Below are 15,716 nucleotides of genomic sequence, written 5' to 3' on the forward strand. Positions count from 1 at the left end.
CCTTCCTACGTGCGGACGAAACCCCTCCATCGTACGCCCGGGCCCCGCGCGGCCGCCTCCCGATAGTTCGATACCGAGGCGGGCGGCGCCGGACCGCGCGGGTGATCAGCCCGCGGCGAACGCCACGGCGGGCAGGGGCGTCGCCGTCACCTGGGCGGCCATCGCGGACACGTTGCCGTCGTGATCGACACTGGCGACGGTGAACCAGTGGGGCACGCCGTTCGGGGCGGAGACCTGGACACTGCTCGAGTTGGTGGTGGCGGCGATCGTCCAGCCCGAGTCCGCGGTCCGCATCAACACTTGGTAGTGGGAGAGGTCTGCCGACAGGACCGGGATCCACGTGAGCTGGACCGTGCCATCGCCGGGCGCAGCGCTCAGCCCGGTCGGCACCGGCGGGGCGGTGAGATCGACGCCGGTCACAGTGCGGGTCGACGACTGCGCGGCGGCGGCTCCGCGGTGGGCCAGCACGACCGCGCGGTAGGAGGTGTCGCCGAGTTCGGCGGGCAGGGAGAAGCGCGCACGCCCGTAACTGTTCAGGACACTGGTGGCCACGGTCGTCCAGGAGCCCTCGGACCACGTCCGCAGGGCCACCGGCCGGCCGGACCGGATCGGCGTCATGGTGACCAGCGCACGAGCCTGCTCGCCTGCCTCAACCGTGTAGTTCGCGAAGCTGAGGACGACCTGCTGGCGCTGGATCCGGAGCGACCTCGCCTGGCTGCTGGCGCCGGAGTACTTCCTGTTGCCCTTCGTGACCGCTTTCACGACGGCTCGGTAGGCCGTGGCAACGCCCGGCGCCCTGAAGGTCGCTGTGGTCCTGCCGCTGGTCGCCGTCGTCCTTGACGCGAAGGACCTCCAGCGTCCGTCAACCTTGCGCTCGATCACGACCCTCCGGCTGATGGCGGGGCGCACCGACACCGCGATCTTGAACGACTCACCGGCGATCCGGGTCGTAGGGCTAACCGTGAGGCTGACCGCCGAACGGACGACGGCGACCTGGGGCTGCGGGGTCGGCGCGTCGGGCAGGGACGTCCCGTAGTAGTAGGGCCCCGGGTTCGACTCGCACACCACGCCGTCGCCGTCGCTGTCCAGACGATGGGGGTCGGACTGAGGACCCCCGTTGTTCAGGAAGAAGATCTGCGCCGCTCGCTGACTGCTGAAGTCTCCGCAATCGCGGTCGGCAGCAACGGCCGCTGAACCCGTGACGACACAGGTGATGCCGGCGAGCAGGACGGCAAGAAGTCCGAAGGCAGTGCGGCGAAACAAGGGAATCCTCCAAGGCGGGGGGCACGAATCCCCGGAGGCTATGTCACGTGCGTCACACTTGTCCGGCGAACTCTTCGATTGCCGGCTCCGCTGCTCGGCCTGGATCCCGGCTCAGGCGAGGTGCTCGTCCATCGACCGCCCGGCCAGCACGTGACCGTGGGTGTGGAAGACGGTCTGCCCCGCGCCCGCGCCGGTGTTGAAGACCAGGCGGTAGTCGTCGTACCCCTCGGCGGCGGCGACGGCCCTGGCCGTGGCGGCGATGTCGGCGAACGCCGCAGCGTCGTCGGCAGCCGTCGCGGCCGCGTTGGGCTGATGGCCCCGCGGGACGACGAGGATGTGGACCGGGGCCTGCGGGTTGATGTCGCGGAACGCGACGGTCCGCTCGCCGCGGTGGACGAAGTCGCCCGGGATCTCGCCGGCGATGATCTTGCAGAACAGGCAGTCGGGATCGGCGCTCACCCCGCCACCCTCCCAGATCGCGCCACGCGGGCGTCAACCACCCGCGGCCCTCGTGCGTCTGACTAACGTGACCATCCATGCAGTGCTCGGCAGCTCGGTGCTCCCGGCCACGCCCCGGGCCGTTGCGGGGTGGTCGGCGGTGAGCCCCGACGAGGCGGTGGAGTTCCTCTACGTCGAGCACTGGGACCCCCTGGTCCGCCTGTCCGTGCTGCTCGTGCGCGACAGCGGGCTCGCCGAGGAGATCGTCCAGGACGTCTTCGTCGAGCTGCACCGCCGCTGGGAGCGGATCGCCGATCCCGCCGCCGCACCGGCCTACCTGCGTCGTGCGGTCGTCAACCGCTCCCGATCCGCGCTGCGGCACCGTGGCGTCGTGCAGCGCTATCTGGCCCGCCAGCACCAGGTCGACCTCGCGGCACCCGCCGACGCGCCGGTGCTCGCCGACGACCGTCGTCGCCAGGTGCTCGACGCCCTTGCGCAGCTGCCTCGGCGCCAACGCGAGGTGCTCGCCCTGCGCTACTACCTCGACCTCTCCGAGGCCGAGATCGCCGACGCCCTCGGCATCAGCCGTGGCTCGGTCAAGGCCCACGCCTCGCGCGGCTCCGCCGCCCTCCGGCCACTGTTGGCCGCTCATCGCCTCGAGGAGGGGTCGTGATGTCCCCCGACCAGCACGACGACGACCTGCGGGCGCTGCTCCACGGCGCGGTCGACGACATCGACCCCGCCGACCGCCTCGGCGAGATCCGGCGCCGTACGGCGGCACGGAACCGCTCCCGCCGGCACTGGCCGCTCGTGCTCGTCGGCGCCGGGACCGCCACGGCGGCCGTCGTCGGCTTCGCGGCGCTCGCCGGCCAGCTCGGCGGTGGCGATGAGCCGGGTCCGGAGCCGGCGGCTCCGAACCCGCGGCAGGCAGCCGTGGCGGCGTACTTCATCGACGACACGTTCGTCGACGGCCAGCGCCTCTTCCGCGAGTTCCACGCCGTGGCGCCGAGCGACGAGCCGGCGGTGCTCGCGCTCGAGGCGCTGCGGCTGCTCGAGGTCGACGCCGGGCCGCTGGACCCCGACTACGGGACGGTGTGGTCCGACGGTTCTTTCGTCGACGTCTCGCTCACCGATGACCGGATCGTGGTGACGCTCGACAGCGCCCGGCCCACGGCTTCGGCCGTCGCGCTGCAGCAGGTGGTCTTGACCGTGCAGGCCGCGTTCGCAGTCACCACGCCCGTCACCTTCGCCGCTCCGGGCGCAGCCGATCAGGAGGTGCCCCGCGACCCGTCGCTGCTGGCGGCGGTCAACATCACCGACCCCGTCGAGGGCCACGAGGTCGACGACCTGCTCACACTGCGCGGCATCGTCGGCCCGGACGCTCGCGACCTGCCGGACGTCGCCTGGCAACTGCGGGCCGACGGCGACGCGGTCGTGCGCTCGGGCAGCGCACCGATCGACAACGGCACGTGGGAGGTGACGACCGACATCGCCGACCTCGCCGACGGCGACTACGAGCTCGCCGTGACGGTGCAGTACGGGGTCGACAGCATCCACACCGACACGCGGACCGTCACCGTCCGTTGACCCGCCAGCCGACCACGAAAGGATCGCCCCCATGAGCCACCCCCTCAACCACGGGCTTCGTCGCACTGCCGCGGCCCTCGCGGGCGCTGCGCTGGTCCTCGGCCTCGCCGCCGCCTGCGGCGACGACGATCCCGCAACCGACGACGTCAGCTCGGACAGCACGGACTCCGCCGAGGAGCCGACCGACGCCGCCCCGCCGACGCCGAGCGAGCCGGCGGGCACGCCCACGGACATCGAGGTCAGCGTCGTGCCGGTCTACTACGTCGGCGACACCCCGCAGGGCGATGCGCTCTTCCGGGAGTTCAGCCAGGCCAGCGGCATCGACCCGCTCGTCGCCTCCGCCGCGGCCGTCACGGCAGGCGACCCGGTCGACCCCGACTACCGCACCCCGTGGCCCCGCGGCCGCTTCGTCTCCGTCGTGGAGACGAGCGACGCCATCGTCGTCGAGGTCCCCGAGGCCAGCTGGCTCGAGGCGGACGACCTCGACGCGGAGCTCGCCGAGCTCGCCGTCCAGCAGCTCGTCTACTCGCTGCAGGGCACGATCGGCAAGCGTCTCCCCCTCCGCGTGGAGTACGACGGCCAGCCGGCGCCGACACTGCTCGGGGTCGACGCGAGCGCCGGCCTGACGGCGAAGCCGGAGCTCGACGTGCTGGCCCTGGTCAACGTGACCGAGCCCGCGGAGGGCACGACGGTCGGCGGCACGTTCACCGCCAACGGGCGCGCCAGCTCCTTCGAGGCGACGGTGCCGTGGCGGATCGAGGACAGCACCGGCGAGGTCGTGCTCACCGGCTTCTCCACCGCGGACGGCTGGCTGGAGAAGCTCTATCCGTGGGAGACCGAGGTCGACGTGAGCAGCCTCGCGCCGGGCTCCTACACCTTCATCGCCGCGACGGACGACCCGTCGGCCGGCGAGGGCGGTGGCCCGACCGAGGACTCCAAGCGGATCACGGTCGAGTGACGTCGATCCTCAGCCGCCGCCGGCTCAACCGGACGCTGCTGTTGCGCCAGCACCTGCTGGAGCGCGCCACACTGAGGCCCGAGGAGATGATCGGCCACCTCGTGGGTCTGCAGGCGCAGGAGCCGCTGCCGCCGTACCTCTCGCTCGCGGCGCGTCTCACCGATGTCGACCCGTGGGCGGTGAGCGGGGCGATCGAGGACCGGTCGCTGGTGCGGGTGCTGAGCCTGCGCGACACGGTGCACCTGCACGTCCCCGAGGACGCGCGCACGCTTCCGGTCTGGGCGAGTCCGGTCCGTGAGCGGGAGCTGCGGGCCAGCCAGACCATCGGCGAGGCGCGCGAGGTGGACCGGGACGCCTTCGCTGCAGCCGTGCGCGAGGTCCTCGCGGACGGACCGCTGCCCCAACGCGAGCTCGCGGCGGCCCTGGCCGAGCGCTTCCCCGCCCACACCGCCGCCCAGCTCGGCCAGGTCGCCCGGGTCACGGAGGTGCTCGCCCAGCTTCCGCCGCGCGGATGCTGGAAGCCCGAGGGATCGACGTCGGTGTCCTACGACTTCGTGGAGCGCTGGACCGGCGCGCCGCTCACCCCGCCGGACGTGCCGGAGGTCATCCGGCGCTACCTGCGTGCCTTCGGGCCGGCAACCGCGGCCGACGTGACGGCCTGGTCGGGCATCACCCGGCTCGGACCGGTCGTGAAGGCGATGGACGATCTGGTGCGCCACGAGGACGAGGACGGCAGGCCGCTGTGGGACCTCGCTGACGCTCCTCTCGCCGACGGGGAGCAGCCGGCGCCGGTCCGGCTGCTCGGCAACTACGACAACCTCTGGCTCTCCCACGCCGGGCGCGACCGCGTGACCACGCCCGAGCGGCGCAAGGCGTGGATGGGCGTCAACGGCTCGTGGATGATGACGATCTTCGTCGACGGCTGGCTCGAGGGGCTCTATCGCCTTGTCGACGGCCGGGTCAGCGACATCGAGCTGCTGCGACCGCTCACCCGCTCCGAGCGCAGCGATCTCGACGACGAGGTGGCCCGGGTCGAGGCACTGCTCGCCCGCTGACCCGGATCCGCAGGCTTCAGGACCAGCGCCCGGTCCGCGACAGCAGTGCGGAGACCGCAGCGACGCCCGCAGTCGAGGTCCGCAGCACCTCCGTGCCGAGACGCACCGACACCGCACCGGCCCCGACGAACGCGGCCACCTCGGCCTCGGTGAGCCCACCCTCGGGGCCCACGACCACCAAGAGGTCGCCGTCGTCGGGCAGGGCCAGCGCGCCGATCGGCTCGACGGCCTCCTCGTGCAGGACGATCGCGACGTCGGCGCCGGCGATCAGGGCGAGGACGTCGTCCGTGGTCGCCATCGGCGGCACCTGCGGGTGCCACGCACGGCGCGCCTGCTTCGCGGCCTCGCGAGCCGTGGCCTGCCACTTCGCAAGAGACTTGGCCGCCCGCTCGCCCCGCCACACGGCGACGCTGCGCTCGGCAGCCCAGGGGACGATCGTGGCCACGCCGACCTCGGTCAGCACCTCGACGGCCAGCTCGCCCCGGTCGCCCTTCGGCAGGGCCTGCACGACCGTGACGCGGGGCCTCGGCTCGGCGACCTCGCGGATCTCCTCCACCACGACGGTGAAGGCGCGCTTGGCGGTCTCCTCGACGGTGCCGAGTGCCACCCGGCCGACACCGTCGGTGAGCTGCAGGCGCTCCCCCACCCGCAGGCGTCGTACGACGACGGCGTGGTGGGCCTCGTCACCCTCCACCTGCACCCGTCCGCCCGGGGCGGCGTCGGCGAGCGAGGGCACCAGGTGCTGCGGGAGGGTCATCGCGGGGCCGTCGAACTCAGACCGGGTCAGTGGGTGAAGGCGTCGCGCAGACGGCCGAACATCGAGCGGTGCGCGGCCCGCACCTCACCCATGGGCTGCTCCTCGCCCCGCAGAGCGGCCAGCTCGCGCAGCAGCTCCTCCTGGCGGGCGTCGAGCCGGGTCGGGGTCTCGACGGCGACGGTCACGATCAGGTCGCCGCGACCGCCCCGCAGGCCGGGCACGCCGCGTCCGCGCAGCGCCACCTCGTGGCCGGTCTGGGTGCCGGCCGGGATCGCCAGCTCGAAGCCGGTCTCGAGCCCGGAGCCCGCACCCTCGTCGAGGTCGGCCTCGAGGGTGGGCAGGGTCAGCGTCGTGCCGAGGGCGGCCGCCGTCATCGGTACGGTGACCGTGCAGTGCAGGTCGTTGCCGTGGCGCTCGAAGGTCGGGTGCGCGGCGACGTGGATCTCGACATAGAGGTCGCCGGCGGGCCCGCCGCCGGGGCCGACCTCGCCCTGCTCGGTCAGCTGGACGCGGGTGCCGGTGTCGACGCCCGCCGGGATCTTCACCGTGAGCGTGCGACGCGAGCGCACCCGGCCATCGCCCGCGCACTCGCGGCAGGGGTCGGGGATGACCGTGCCGAAGCCGCGACACGCTGCACAGGGCCGCAGCGTGCGGATCTCCCCGAGGAACGAGCGCTGCACGTGGGCGACCTCGCCGTGACCGTGGCAGGTCTCGCAGGTCACCGGCTCCGAGCCGGGCGCGGCGCCGCTGCCGGCGCAGCTGGAGCAGTGGACGGCCGTGTCGACCTTGAGCTCGCGCGCGACGCCGAAGGCCGCCTCGGCGAGCTCGACCTCGATCCGGATGAGCGCGTCCTGGCCGCGGCGCACGCGGGAGCGCGGCCCCCGTCCCCCGCCGCCGCCCCCTCCGGCGTTGCCACCGAAGAAGGCGTCCATGATGTCGCTGAAGGAGAAGCCGGCGCCCTGGCCGCCGAATCCACCGCCGAAGGGGTCACCCCCACGGTCGTACGACGCCCGCTTCTGCGGGTCCGAGAGGACCTCGTAGGCGGCGGACACGTGCTTGAACCGCTCCTGGCTCTCCGGGTCGGGGTTGACGTCGGGGTGCAACTGGCGGGCGAGCTTGCGGTAGGCCTTCTTGATGGTGTCGCCATCCGCGTCGCGGGCGACACCCAGCAGCTCGTAGAGGTCCTGGGTCACTTGATGCTCACTTCGTTGTTCTCGGCTCTCAGCTCTCGTCGAGGACGCGCGACACGTAGCGCGCCACTGCGCGCACCGCCGCCATCGTCCCGGGGTAGTCCATGCGGGTGGGACCGACGATGCCCAGCGCGGCCAGCGCATCGTCGGGGCCGTAGCCGGTCGCCACGACACTGGTGGCCGACAACTCCTGATAGGGACCCTCCGCGCCGATCCGCACGGTGACGGCACCGCCCGTGGTGGCCTCGCCGAGCAGGCGCAGCAGCACGACCTGCTCCTCGATGGCCTCCAGCAGCGGCCGCACGGAGGTGTCGAAGCTGTCGCCGTAGCGGGCCAGGTTGGCAGCGCCGCCCACCGCGACCCGCTCGTCGGAGCGGTGGTCGCTCATCGCCTCGACGAGGACGTCGACGACGGCCGAGGTCGCACGGGAGGGGGCGGGCGCGCCCGCCTCCGCCGGCCGCACGAGCGCCTGCAGGGCGGCGACGGCGTCGGCGATGACCTCACCGGTGGCGGCGAGATTGACCCGGGAGCGCAGCGCCCCGAGCTCGTCGTCGGCCAGCGCACCGTCGAGCTCGGCCAGCCGCTGCTCGACGCGGCCGGTGCTGAGGATCAGCACGACCAGCAGGCGGGTCGGGGCGAGGGCGACGAGCTCGATGTGGCGCACCGTCGACCGCGACAGGGTGGGGTACTGCACGACGGCGACCTGTCGGGTCAGCTGCGCCAGGAGCCGCACGGAGCGGTTGACGACGTCGTCGAGGTCGACGGCTCCGTCGAGGAAGCCCGAGATGGCGCGTCGCTCGGCCGCACTCATCGGCTTGACGGTGGAGAGCCGGTCGACGAAGAGGCGATAGCCCTTGTCGGTGGGCACCCGACCTGCGCTGGTGTGGGGCTGGGTGAGGTAGCCCTCCTCCTCCAGCGCCGCCATGTCGTTGCGGATCGTGGCGGGCGAGACGCCCAGCTGGTGCCGCTCGACCAGGGCCTTGGAGCCGACGGGCTCCTCGGTGGACACGTAGTCCTCGACGATGGCTCGCAGCACGGCGAGCCTGCGCTCCTCCTGCACCGCCACCTCCTCAGGTCGAGCTGTCCTCGGGTCCGTCCTGGCACTCCGCCACGACGAGTGCCAAGCCTACCGCCGGGTCGGGCGATTCCCCGCGACCGCGGACACGGGTTCCCAGACGACGTACCATCAGATATGGTTAGGCTCACCTAAGCCACTCGGAGGAGATCGCGTGACACTCGACCCTGGCCTCGACACCGGACGCACCGACGTCCACCGTCTCGCCGCGGCCGCCCGCAGCATCCTGTCCTGCCCCGCCGAGGTGCAGCTCGTCGTCGACGGCATCGACGATCTCGCCGGCGCCGCCGGTGGCGATCCGCTGGAGATGCAGGACCACTCCGGGCGGCCGGTCTTCACCTGTCCCACCAACTCGGCGCTGGCCATGGCAGCCGCTGAGCGGCGTGGCGCCCTGCTGAGCCTGGACAGCGGCCTCGGGCGCGCCGACTCGATCGACCGCGACGCCACGTTGACCCTCTCCGGCCGCCTGGAGGTGCTGGGCCCGGAGGCCTGTCCGTGCTGCGACGAGGTCCGCCTGCGCGTCGCGATGGCCCTCGACTTCGCCGTCCTGACGCGCACCAGCGCGCCGGCGACCGCCCCCGAGGAGACCCGCGTCCGCGTGCCGCTGGCGGCCTTCACCTCCTCCGAGCACGACCTCAACCGTGGCCTGTTGCAGCGTTCCGTCGAGCACGCCAACTCCTGCCACCAGGACGAGCTGCGCCGCGCGATCGCCACCCGGACCGACACCCGTCTCGGCAACATCGTCGGCGTCCACCTCGCCGACCTCTCCCCCGAGCACGTCGTGCTGCAGTGGGTCGACCTCACCGGCGCTCACCAGGCCACGCTCACCTTCCCCCGCACCGCCGCGACCAGCCACGAGCTCGGCGAGCTCCTGCGCACCGAGCTGCACTCCGGCCTCTGCTGATCACGAAGTGTGGTGGTCTCTCGCACGAAGTGCGAGGGTTTCTCGGTCGAGATGCGGAGGTTTCTCGCGCGAGCGTTCTCGTAGGGTGTCCGCGTGCCCTTCACCGAGATCGCCGACCGTGTCTGGGTGCTGCGCCACGAGTGGTTCGACCTCAACGTCAGCGTCGTGGGCGGTGAGCGCGGGCTCGTCGTCGTCGACACCCACGCCTCCGCCACGGCCGCACGCGAGGTGATCGACGAGCTGCGCCGGCTCGACCGCGGTGCACCGGTCGCGATCGTCAACACGCACGAGCACTTCGACCACACCTTCGGCAACGCCACCCTCCTCGCCGCGTACGACGACCTCCCGATCCACGCGACCGACGAGGCCGCCGCGCGGACGATCACGGCGGGCGAGCGGATCCAGGAGGCCTACCGCACCTCCGACGACCCGCGGGCCAGCGAGGTCGTCGCAACGACGATCCGGCCGGCCGACCGCACCTTCTCGAGCACCGCGGTCATCGACCTGGGTGACCGCCAGGTCGAGCTGGTCCACCCCGGCCGCGGCCACACCGGCGGCGACCTGGTCGCCCGGGTCGGCGATGTCGATGTCCTCATCGCCGGCGACCTCATCGAGGAGTCGGCTCCCCCGGCGATCGGCGCCGACTCGTACCCGCTGGAGTGGCCGCAGACCCTCGACCTGGTCCTCGGCCTGCTGACCCCGTCCTCCCTCGTCGTGCCGGGCCACGGTGCCGTCGTCGACCGGCGCTTCGTGGAGGAGCAGTGCGACGAGCTGCGGGCCGTCGCGGAGACGCTCCGGGAGCTCGCCTCCCAGGGCGTGCCGGAGGACCAGGCCCTCGCCTCGGCCGAGTGGCCCTTCCCGATCGAGGGTCTCGAGAACGCCGTCCGGCGGGCCTATTCGCAGCTCCCACGGGCGCGCCGACAGCTTCCGCTGGCCTAGCCGAACTACGGTGATCCATCGTGGATCGCTATGGGACCGACGTACTCTCCGGGGACTGGAAGGTGCCCAAGCGCGGGCGCGCCGTCGAGGCGCCGGCCGACCTGGGTCTGGTCGTCGAGGAGGTCACGACCGACTGGTGTGGCGAGATCGTCGCCGTCGACCGTGACCTGCACACGCTGACGCTCGAGGACCGGCGCAACAAGCGCCGCACCTTTCCGCTCGGCCCCGGCTTCCTGCTCGAGGGCAAGCCGGTCATCCTGACCGCTCCCGTCCGCGCCGCTGCGCCGAAGGCACCGACACGCACGGCCAGCGGCTCGGTCGCCGTCCACGACGCGAAGGCCCGGGTCGCCCGCGCCAGTCGGATCTTCGTCGAGGGCCGGCACGACGCCGAGCTGGTCGAGAAGGTCTGGGGCGACGACCTGCGGATCGAGGGCGTGGTCGTCGAGTACCTCGGCGGAGTCGACGACCTCGCCGACCACCTCGTCTCCTTCAAGCCCGGGCCGGAGCGGAAGGTCGGCGTCCTCGTCGACCACCTGGTCCGCGGGTCGAAGGAGTCGCGCATCGCCGACGCGATCGCCCGCAGTCCACAGGGCCAGCACGTGCGCATCGTCGGCCACCCGTTCGTCGACGTCTGGCAGGCCGTGAAGCCCGACCGGATCGGGCTGCGCGAGTGGCCGACGATCCCCCGCTCCATCGAGTGGAAGAAGGGCGTGTGCCAGCACCTCGGCTGGCCGCACCGCGATCAGGCCGACATCGCCCGCGCCTGGCAGCAGATCCTGTCGCGGGTCTCGTCGTTCGCCGACCTCGAGCCCGAGCTGCTCGGGCGGGTCGAGGAGCTCATCGACTTCGTGACCGTCGACTGACCCGCCAGGTCAGGCCAGCAGGTCCCGGACCACGGCGTCGGCGAGGAGACGACCACGGTCGGTCAGCACCAGCCGATCCTCGTCCTCGCGCAGCAGGCCGTCCGCCAGCACCCGCGGCAGCGCCGCGCGGCCGTGCTCGTCGAGGACGTCCAGCGGCAGACCCTCGGCCAGCCGGATCTCCAGCAGCACGCGCTCGACCCGCCGCGTCTCGGCGTCGAGGAGCTCCCGCCCGTGACCGGGGCTGGCACCGCTCGCCAGCCGCTCGGCGTAGGCCTTCGGATGCTTGACGTTCCACCACCGCACGCCGCCGACGTGCGAGTGGGCACCGGGCCCGATCCCCCACCAGTCCGCGCCGCGCCAATAGGCGAGGTTGTGGGCACATCGCGCGGCGTCGTCGCGCGTCCAGTTCGACACCTCGTACCAGCCCAGCCCGGCCGCGCGCAGCCGCTCGTCGGCCTGGACGTACTTGTCGGCGAGGTCGTCCTCGTCGGGCATCGGCAGCTCGCCGCGCCGCACCCGCCGGGCCAGCGCCGTGCCGTCCTCCACGATCAGGGAGTACGCCGACACGTGGTCGGGCTCGCAGGACAGTGCCGCGTCGAGGGTCTGCGCCCAGTCGGCCGCGCTCTCCCCCGGCGTCCCGTAGATCAGGTCGAGGCTGATCTGCTCGAACCCGGCCCGGCGGGCTGCGTCGACCACCACCGGGACCCGGTCGGGGTCGTGCGTGCGGTCGAGCACCGCGAGCACGTGCGGCACGGCCGACTGCATGCCGAAGGAGAGCCGGGTGAAGCCCGCCTCGCGCAGCTGCTCGAGGTAGGCGAGGTCGACCGAGTCCGGGTTGGCCTCGGTCGTCACCTCGGCATCGGGCGCGAGACCGAAGCGCTGCTGGATCGCCCCGAGGAGACGGCCCAGGTCCGCGGCGGGGAGCAGGGTCGGCGTACCGCCGCCGAAGAAGACGGTCCGCACCTGGGGCGCCTGGCCGCCCAGCACGCGCCGGGCCAGCTCCACCTCGCCGATCGCCTGGTCGGCGTAGGACGAGCGCGAGACACCGCCGCCGAGCTCCTCGGCGGTGTAGGTGTTGAAGTCGCAGTAGCCGCAGCGGACCCGACAGAACGGGACGTGCACGTAGAAGCCGAGGTCGCGGCGGCCCACCTCGGCGAGCGCCGCGGCCGGCAGGCCGCCGTCGGCGGGGACGGGATCCCCCTCGGGCAACGCGGACGGCATCCGCCCATCCTCTCAGGCGGTCCTCGGAGGACGTCAGACGCGGTCGGACCCGGATCAGACCGGGACGTTGAGGGTGAGGACGTAGCCGTCGTCGACCGAGCCGGTCAGCTTGCCCATCTGCAGCGAGTGGCCGTCGGAGAAGATGCCGTCGCTGTCGAGGCTGACCTGACTGAGGTTGCTCTGCGACGACTCGTAGCCGTCCGCGCCGTCGTAGACGGTCTGGCAGACGTCCTCCGGGAAGGCGATCTGCGAGGTGCGCAGCTTGTTGCTCGCGCGGGTCGCGTCGTCGACCGAGCCGTAGACCTCGAAGTGCAGGTGCGGCCAGCGGCCGGAGTAGCAGGCCGGGAAGATGCTGGTGAACTCCAGGGCTCCGTCGGCGTCGGCGACCTGGACGCCGCGCAGGTAGTTCTCGTTCTCCACGCCCGAGGAGTAGAGCGAGTAGCGCCCCTCGCGGTCGCAGCTCCACAGATAGATCGCCGCACCCTCGTAGGGCGTCATCCCGTCGGCGTTGTTGTCGTAGACCTTGAGCCTGATGGTGAGCGGCACGCCCTCGGCGACACCGGAGGCGTCGCCGAAGCTGCGGGTGATGTCGCTGCGGACGATGCCCGACGCGGTCAGGATGTTGACCCCGTTGGTGCCGTCGGCCGGATAGGGCCCGCCGGTCTCCTCCGGGATGTCGCCGTCGTCCAGCCCGTCCTGCGAGGTCTCCATCCCCCCGCCGCCGGACGGCGGCCCGCCCACGCCGCCCTGGCCCGGCTGCCCGGACTGGCCGGCATCGGTCGTCGTACCTGAGCTGCCGGTGGTGCTGGTGTCGTCACCGCAGCCGGCGACCAACGCGACGCCCAGGCCGGCTCCGATCCCGAGCAGCCCGCGCCGTCCCCACCGGCGCGCGACCATCCCCTTGTCCTGCAGGACCGGCAGGTCGTGCGCCAGCCCCTCGCGGTGCTCGTCGTGGTCGTGTCCGTGGCTCGTCGTCATGCCACCAGTGAAGCCGGCGAGCCTGTGGGCTGACTGTGCGCCACCTGTCGGGTCCGCGTGGGGCGCCTGCGGTGTCGTCCGGACCGACCGCGCGGGGCGCCTGCGACGCCGGACGGGACGACCCCCGGCGCCGCACCGGGGTGCCCTCGGCTGGAAGCAGGAGCCGGCAGGAAGCGCGGTGGCCGAGGGCGGGGACCCCGCTCTGCGCCGCCGGGGGTTCGTCCCGGGAGGCGCCGCAGGCGCCCCGCGCACTCCAAGCGGGAGGCGCCGCAAGCGCCCCACCCACCGGAAAACGCCGGAGGCGCCCCTCCGACCCAGTCGAAGAGGCGCCTCGGGCGACTCAGGCGTAGAAGGAATCCAGAAGTTGTTGGTTGTTGGACTCCACCACGTTGCGCTTCACCTTCAGCGAGGGCGTGAGCTCACCGGACTCGATGGTCAGGTCGTGGTCGAGCAGGCGCCACTTCTTGATGGTCTCCCAGCGATTGAGCTGGGTGTTGAGCTCGTCGACGTAGCCACCGACCATCGCCTTGACGGCGTCGTCGTTGACGAGCTCGGTGTAGGTCAGACCGGCCTTGCCGTTCTCGGCGGCCCACCCGGCGATGGCGTCGGGGTCGAGGGTGATCAGCGCGGAGACGAAGTTGCGCTCGGCCCCGAAGACCATGAACTGGCTGACCAGCGGGCAGATCGCCTTGAACTTGGCCTCGATCGCGGGCGGGGCGATGTACTTGCCGCCGGAGGTCTTGAAGAGCTCCTTGATCCGGCCGGTGATCTTGAGGTAGCCCTCGTCGTCGAGCTCGCCCTTGTCGCCGGTGCGCAGCCAGCCGTCGGCGGTGAACGCCTCGGCGGTCGCTTCCTCGCGGTTGTGGTAGCCGGCCATGACGTGCGGACCCTTGAGCTGGACCTCGCCGCCGTCGCCGATGCGGACCTCGGTGCCGGGGAAGGGCAGGCCGACGGTGCCGATCTTGTAGGCGTCGGGGTGGTTGACCGTGGCGCCGGCGGAGTTCTCGGTCATGCCGTAGCCCTCGAGGATGAGGATGCCGGCGGCGTGGAACCAGGCGGCGATCTCGGCGTTGAGGGCGGCGGAGCCGGAGATGAAGAACTTGACCCGGCCACCGAAGCGGTCGCGGACCTTCGAGAAGACGAGCTTGTCGAAGAGGCCGTGCTGCAGGTTGAGCAGGAACGGCACCGGCTTGCCGGCGCGCTTGAGCTCGTCGACCTGGGTGCCGACCTGGAAGGCCCGGTTGAAGAGCTTCTCCTTCAGACCGCCCTCGGAGGCCTGCATCGTGATGATGCGGGCGTAGGCCTTCTCGAAGATGCGCGGCGCGGCACCCATGAAGGTGGGCTTCACGACGCCCAGGTTGTCGACGATCTTGTCGACCCGACCGTCGATGGCGGTCGCGAAGCCGCAGGCCAGCTGGGTGGAGAGCAGCACCTTGCCGAAGGAGTGGGCCATCGGGAGCCACAGGAACTGCAGGTCGTCGTCGTGGAGGATGCCCTGCGCCTTGATGGCCTCGCCCTCGAAGACCCAGCCGCGGTGCAGGGTCCGGACGCCCTTGGGCTTGCCGGTCGTGCCGGAGGTGTAGATCAGGGTGGCGAGCTGGTCCGGCTGGATGTCCGCGGCCAGCGCCTCGACGGCGCCCTCGTGCGCGGCGAGGTGGGCGTCACCGAGCGCGGCCAGGTCGTCGAGCGAGATCACCCAGTCGCCGTCGGCGATCGAGGCGTCGAACACGATGACCCTCTCGACGGCCGGGAGCTCGGCCTTGTGGTCACGCAGCTTGGTCAGCTGGTCGGCGTCCTCGGCGAAGACGAAGCGGCTGCCGGAGTCGCTGATGATGTAGGCCGTGTCGTCACCGCCGGTCGACGGATAGACCGTGGTCGTGGCGCCGCCGGCGCAGAGGATCGCGAGGTCGGCGAAGATCCACTCGTAGCGGGTGGACGACGCGATGCCGACGCGGTCCTCCTGGGCCAGGCCGAGGGAGAGCAGGCCGGCCGCAAGGCTGCGGACCCGGTCACCGGTCTCCGCCCAGGTGATGGAGGTCCAGCTGTCGCCCGCCGGATAGCGGAAGGCCTCGCGGGGCCCGCTCTTCTCGACGCGGTCCCAGAACTGGATGGCGCAGTTCTGGGGCATGTGCTCCAGGAAACTGGTGTCGTGGCTGATGGGCATGTCGCTCCTGCATGCTCGTCCGAGATCGACCTAACTGGGAAGTAACCTAGATCACGACTGGTGACTCCGGTAGCGCACCCCCTGCTCGTCAGGCGTGCTTCTCCACGGTTTCACGGGCCTTCTGGGCCAATCCGTCGATCGCGAGCAGCTCCGGCAGCCGGCTCCGGTCGAGGTTGAGGGCGGTGAACATGTCGGCCACGCTGACGCCGTGGCCCGGGCGGTGGACGACCGCGACGGCGTCCCCCGCTCGGATCGTCCCCGTGCCCAGCACCCGGAGGTAGGGACCGGGGCGGCCCGCGAGCGCGAACCTCTTCACCCAGGCCG

15 protein-coding genes and 1 pseudogene are annotated in these 15,716 nt (G+C 72.1%); 7 read left to right on the forward strand and 9 right to left on the reverse strand.

What is annotated here, in order from left to right; genetic code table 11:
- Positions 1–105 precede the first annotated feature (105 nt).
- Positions 106–1,263 (reverse strand): excalibur calcium-binding domain-containing protein, encoded by a 1,158-nt coding sequence (locus E9934_RS03875; protein WP_202977183.1) that lies wholly within the window; start codon positions 1,261–1,263, stop codon positions 106–108.
- A gap of 111 nt (positions 1,264–1,374) precedes the next feature.
- A complete protein-coding gene (locus E9934_RS03880) occupies positions 1,375–1,722 on the reverse strand; it encodes an HIT domain-containing protein (RefSeq protein ID WP_136561568.1) in 348 nt (115 codons plus the stop codon).
- A gap of 67 nt (positions 1,723–1,789) precedes the next feature.
- Here E9934_RS03880 and E9934_RS03885 point away from each other — a divergent pair, with 67 nt between their 5' ends.
- From E9934_RS03885 to E9934_RS03900, 4 genes are read left to right on the forward strand one after another with little or no spacing between them, the layout of a single operon-like run.
- A complete protein-coding gene (locus E9934_RS03885) occupies positions 1,790–2,374 on the forward strand; it encodes a SigE family RNA polymerase sigma factor (RefSeq protein WP_238694747.1) in 585 nt (194 codons plus the stop codon).
- The gene (locus E9934_RS03890) at positions 2,374–3,288 is read left to right on the forward strand and encodes a GerMN domain-containing protein (RefSeq protein WP_158294917.1); all 915 of its coding nucleotides are present in this window, start codon (positions 2,374–2,376) and stop codon (positions 3,286–3,288) included. The genes E9934_RS03885 and E9934_RS03890 overlap by 1 nt, the downstream gene beginning before the upstream one ends.
- 31 nt (positions 3,289–3,319) lie before the next feature.
- Positions 3,320–4,246 carry a Gmad2 immunoglobulin-like domain-containing protein gene (locus E9934_RS03895; RefSeq protein ID WP_136561571.1) on the forward strand — a complete coding sequence of 309 codons (927 nt, stop codon included), beginning with the start codon at positions 3,320–3,322 and terminating at the stop codon, positions 4,244–4,246.
- Positions 4,243–5,301 (forward strand): winged helix DNA-binding domain-containing protein, encoded by a 1,059-nt coding sequence (locus tag E9934_RS03900; protein WP_136561572.1) that lies wholly within the window; start codon positions 4,243–4,245, stop codon positions 5,299–5,301. The genes E9934_RS03895 and E9934_RS03900 overlap by 4 nt, the downstream gene beginning before the upstream one ends.
- Before the next feature lie 16 nt (positions 5,302–5,317).
- On the opposite strand, the gene E9934_RS03905 is transcribed toward E9934_RS03900, so the two are convergent.
- From E9934_RS03905 to hrcA, 3 genes are read right to left on the reverse strand one after another with little or no spacing between them, the layout of a single operon-like run.
- Positions 5,318–6,058: a 16S rRNA (uracil(1498)-N(3))-methyltransferase gene (locus tag E9934_RS03905; RefSeq protein ID WP_136561573.1), complete on the reverse strand. Its 741-nt coding sequence runs from the start codon at positions 6,056–6,058 to the stop codon at positions 5,318–5,320.
- A 26-nt stretch (positions 6,059–6,084) separates the two neighbouring features.
- The gene (gene dnaJ, locus E9934_RS03910; RefSeq protein WP_238694748.1) at positions 6,085–7,251 is read right to left on the reverse strand and encodes a molecular chaperone DnaJ; all 1,167 of its coding nucleotides are present in this window, start codon (positions 7,249–7,251) and stop codon (positions 6,085–6,087) included.
- A gap of 28 nt (positions 7,252–7,279) precedes the next feature.
- Positions 7,280–8,308: a heat-inducible transcriptional repressor HrcA gene (gene hrcA, locus E9934_RS03915; protein ID WP_136561575.1), complete on the reverse strand. Its 1,029-nt coding sequence runs from the start codon at positions 8,306–8,308 to the stop codon at positions 7,280–7,282.
- A gap of 169 nt (positions 8,309–8,477) precedes the next feature.
- On the opposite strand from hrcA, the gene E9934_RS03920 reads away from it, so the two are divergent.
- The 3 genes from E9934_RS03920 to E9934_RS03930 all read left to right on the forward strand — a co-directional run bounded on the left by E9934_RS03920 (position 8,478) and on the right by E9934_RS03930 (position 11,029).
- Positions 8,478–9,227, forward strand: a complete 750-nt coding sequence (locus E9934_RS03920; RefSeq protein ID WP_136561576.1) for a hypothetical protein — start codon at positions 8,478–8,480, stop codon at positions 9,225–9,227.
- A 93-nt stretch (positions 9,228–9,320) separates the two neighbouring features.
- On the forward strand, positions 9,321–10,166 hold the full coding sequence (locus tag E9934_RS03925; protein ID WP_136561577.1) for an MBL fold metallo-hydrolase: 846 nt from the start codon (positions 9,321–9,323) through the stop codon (positions 10,164–10,166).
- Positions 10,167–10,183: 17 nt separating this feature from the next.
- Complete coding sequence (locus tag E9934_RS03930; RefSeq protein WP_136561578.1) at positions 10,184–11,029, forward strand: DUF3097 domain-containing protein; 846 nt, start codon at positions 10,184–10,186, stop codon at positions 11,027–11,029.
- 9 nt (positions 11,030–11,038) lie between these two features.
- On the opposite strand, the gene hemW is transcribed toward E9934_RS03930, so the two are convergent.
- The 4 genes and pseudogenes from hemW to E9934_RS19500 all read right to left on the reverse strand — a co-directional run.
- Complete coding sequence (gene hemW / locus E9934_RS03935) at positions 11,039–12,250, reverse strand: radical SAM family heme chaperone HemW (RefSeq protein WP_136561579.1); 1,212 nt, start codon at positions 12,248–12,250, stop codon at positions 11,039–11,041.
- 54 nt (positions 12,251–12,304) lie between these two features.
- Positions 12,305–13,228 carry a dioxygenase family protein gene (locus tag E9934_RS03940; protein WP_136561580.1) on the reverse strand — a complete coding sequence of 308 codons (924 nt, stop codon included), beginning with the start codon at positions 13,226–13,228 and terminating at the stop codon, positions 12,305–12,307.
- A 340-nt stretch (positions 13,229–13,568) separates the two neighbouring features.
- Positions 13,569–15,392, reverse strand: coding sequence for an AMP-dependent synthetase/ligase (locus tag E9934_RS03945; protein ID WP_162851531.1), 1,824 nt, complete (start codon positions 15,390–15,392; stop codon positions 13,569–13,571).
- Positions 15,393–15,480: 88 nt separating this feature from the next.
- Positions 15,481–15,716 (reverse strand): annotated as a pseudogene (locus E9934_RS19500) (MOSC domain-containing protein); the annotation flags it as partial.

This window comes from Nocardioides caeni (assembly GCF_004912195.1).
Classification (GTDB): Bacteria; Actinomycetota; Actinomycetes; order Propionibacteriales; family Nocardioidaceae; genus Nocardioides; species Nocardioides caeni.

Bases quoted from the DNA above. Each gene is read 5' to 3' on its own strand.
- E9934_RS03890 (WP_158294917.1), top strand. From the start codon at position 2,374: ATGTCCCCCGACCAGCACGACGACGACCTGCGGGCGCTGCTCCACGGC.
- E9934_RS03895 (WP_136561571.1), top strand. From the start codon at position 3,320: ATGAGCCACCCCCTCAACCACGGGCTTCGTCGCACTGCCGCGGCCCTC.
- E9934_RS03905 (WP_136561573.1), bottom strand. From the start codon at position 6,058: ATGACCCTCCCGCAGCACCTGGTGCCCTCGCTCGCCGACGCCGCCCCG.
- hemW (WP_136561579.1), bottom strand. From the start codon at position 12,250: ATGCCGTCCGCGTTGCCCGAGGGGGATCCCGTCCCCGCCGACGGCGGC.
- E9934_RS03940 (WP_136561580.1), bottom strand. From the start codon at position 13,228: ATGACGACGAGCCACGGACACGACCACGACGAGCACCGCGAGGGGCTG.
- E9934_RS03945 (WP_162851531.1), bottom strand. From the start codon at position 15,392: ATGCCCATCAGCCACGACACCAGTTTCCTGGAGCACATGCCCCAGAAC.